Origin of the sequence: Bullifex sp., from assembly GCF_034103065.1 — a bacterium.
GTDB lineage: Bacteria > Spirochaetota > Spirochaetia > Sphaerochaetales > Sphaerochaetaceae > Bullifex.
Map to the genome: position 1 here is coordinate 1 of NZ_JAXEGN010000090.1, position 2822 is coordinate 2822.

Genomic DNA, 2822 nt, shown 5'->3' on the forward strand with positions numbered 1-2822 from the left:
TCCAAAGTGCTGAAAGATTTGTCCATCTTCATAAGTTACTGCAATTCTCATTGTACTATCTCCTTTAGTATTGAGTTTATATTTTTCTGTTTGATCAAGGGTTATTATATTCCCGCCTGATATAATTAGTTTTCTTGCTTCGACGATAGCTATAGAGAGTTTTTTTCGAGCACTCATATAAATTGCTTGTACAGAAGACCTTGATATTCCCATACGTTTAGCACACTCTTCTTGATCAAGTCCTTGGTAGTCTAATAGATTTATTGTTTCAAATTCATCAAGAGTAAGAGTTACAAAATTATTATTTTTTGATTCTGTTGGTGTGAAAATATAGTTATCCGGAAGAATTGAAACTAACCTACATTTACACGGACGTGACATTAAAAACTCCTATTATTGGCATATGCCAGTAATAGGATAGTAAATATTATTATTAAGTGTCAATCTGTATTTTGTTATCTTTTGTTTTGAGTTTGTATTTTACATTAGCTATATTACCTATGCGTTATAAATAAAAATCAAAGTCACTTCGTCTTCATACTTTTCTTAACCATAAACTTTTATTTTATAATTTCATTTTTATTTTTATTGAATATTAAATAATTATTGTGTACCTTGTTGTTAATGGAGGGAAAAATGAAAAAAATCATTTCAATTTTAGTTGCTCTTGTTGTTTTGATGTCATTAATGAGCTGTACAACAGTTAGTCCTCTTGCTGCTACTTCAAATCCTGTTGGAGAGAAAGTAGGACATGCGTCTGCAACATATCTCTTTGGTTTTATACCACTTACATTCAATGCAAACCACGGTATTCAGAAGGCTGCTAAGGACGGTAATATTACTGAGATCTCAACAGTTGATGTTAAGGAGACTTGGTACGTTCTTTGGACTGATGTTTCCACAGTAGTAACAGGTAAGTAAGTCTCAGATGGAGCAAATGAACAGCCTCTTTATAAAGAGGTTGTTCTTTTAAATGCATATGAAAAAAATATTAATTTCATTATTTTTGTTTACTTTATTAATTTCTTGTACAACATCTAATGTAATGTCTTTTTCTACACAGGAAGGCCCTCGTCTTTTTATTAAACCTGTTATCCTTGATGGAAATTATAAAGTAAAGACGGATATGAACATTCCTTGTGATGATTTTAAAATCAGTGGGGATGTAGTAGTTAACTATTCAGTATTCTTCCCTGCAGGAAATGAGCCTAACATTAAATCAGCAGCACTTGTATTTGACGTTAATGGAGAAACCATTAATGTTCTTAATCCTGTAATGATGTTTATTGAAAGTGCAGGTGGAAAGACACAGGAAGCACGTTTCACTTCAGTTTTACCTGCAGAGTCGATGAAGAAAATGTGTGAAAATGCAGAGTTTGTATCAGCTTCGCTATACATTAAAGACAAGGTAATTCCACTTAATGTATCAAAGCTTTCAAAAGCCCTTAGAGAACTAAGTCTTAACTTGCTTTGACATTATTAACAACGATTAGTACTTATTGTAGAATCTTTATTATTAATAATTCTAACGTATTCTTTTGTCTTATAGTAATATAGGGCCAAGAACTATTTCTAGGCCTGTCTCTTGGACGTTTGGGTTTATCAGAGACAGGTTATGTTTTATGGTATACCAGGATTTCTTTATTAATTTGTGTATGTTAAAAAATCTAGTTAAACTAACTCTTTCAATAATACAATATAACACACCAGATTTTATTGCCATCCTAGAAGTTAGTATGGTAGGTAGCTAAGAAGGACACTAATTAATTGTAGGTAAAACTTTTTTTATTAAGATGAAAGCCTGTGATTTTGAATTTTCATGTATCAATATTAGTAATTGTGTGTCTTAAAACTGAAAATTAGCTACATCAAATATGTTTTTCGAGTTTTGCCAATTCTACTTGTCACACTAATAGCATTGATATGCTTTGTAGATAGTAACTCATCCATTTCTTTAGCAGCATTTTTATATAATAGAGGGTTAAAGTGGTTAATGATGTAAGAAACATTTTTGACTTTACCTTTATTATTTATACACAGTGCTCTAATTGGTGCTGATATCCTAAAAACCCAAATTGGAGTACATATTGTGACGCTATCATAGAGAGATAAATCAATTGGCTCTATTTTCATTGGCCAATGATGAATGGCAAAGCGCCCACACCACCAAAATCCAAGAGTACCTTCTGTTCTTTCCTTTGTTTTTACTTCAATTAGTGTTGCACCCAGTCTATTTGCTTCCTCATAGGCAAGGAGCTTTGTGTATCCAAGTCGTGAGAAATATACCACTGCTTTACTTAAATCTCTATTTATGTTTTTGGAATTACTTTCATTAAAAGTCATGTGCTCTTGTCTATAGAATACAAAGGCCATATAAGCTAAGAAGAACTGTATAAAGCTAAAAATGAAGTATGAATTTGAGAGGAAGTTTGAAGGAAATATTACAAGCTGTATTACAATCCAGAGGTTTAATAAAACTCCAGATATCATACTAATAATATTTCCAGCTTCTTTCTTTTTAATAATAAAAAATGATGAAATTAAATTTGGAATTCCATTAATGAGTAATAGTGCAATACCAGGAAATATATAATCTTGGTAAAGGTATTCATGAAGTGGTAGGGCTTTAAAATAAGGAAGAAGTGTTTCCATTTTCAATAGATGTCCATCAGGAGCTAAAAACATCATAGTTGATCCATATACTGCACCAAGACCAATAAAAAGATTCATAAAAAGCAAGAATTTTGAAACTATATTATACCTTGATTTCATCCTATAACCTCCCATTACTATAAAAAGCGATAAAGTTTATTACATGGTTT

The 2822-nt window shown here is 31.3% G+C and carries 4 protein-coding genes; 2 read left to right on the plus strand and 2 right to left on the minus strand.

What is annotated here, in order from left to right; translation table 11 throughout:
• Positions 1–381: DUF134 domain-containing protein (locus SOY52_RS03750; protein WP_320847646.1), on the minus strand; the 381-nt coding region annotated here is incomplete at its 3' end.
• 255 nt (positions 382–636) lie between these two features.
• Between SOY52_RS03750 and SOY52_RS03755 the strand changes: the two genes are divergently transcribed.
• Positions 637–921, plus strand: coding sequence for a TRL domain-containing protein (locus SOY52_RS03755; protein WP_320847647.1), 285 nt, complete (start codon positions 637–639; stop codon positions 919–921).
• Between the two features lie 58 nt (positions 922–979).
• Complete coding sequence (locus SOY52_RS03760; protein ID WP_320847648.1) at positions 980–1474, plus strand: hypothetical protein; 495 nt, start codon at positions 980–982, stop codon at positions 1472–1474.
• Positions 1475–1863: 389 nt separating this feature from the next.
• Here SOY52_RS03760 and SOY52_RS03765 read toward each other — a convergent pair whose 3' ends face one another.
• Complete coding sequence (locus tag SOY52_RS03765; RefSeq protein WP_320847649.1) at positions 1864–2772, minus strand: hypothetical protein; 909 nt, start codon at positions 2770–2772, stop codon at positions 1864–1866.
• Positions 2773–2822: the final 50 nt, after the last annotated feature.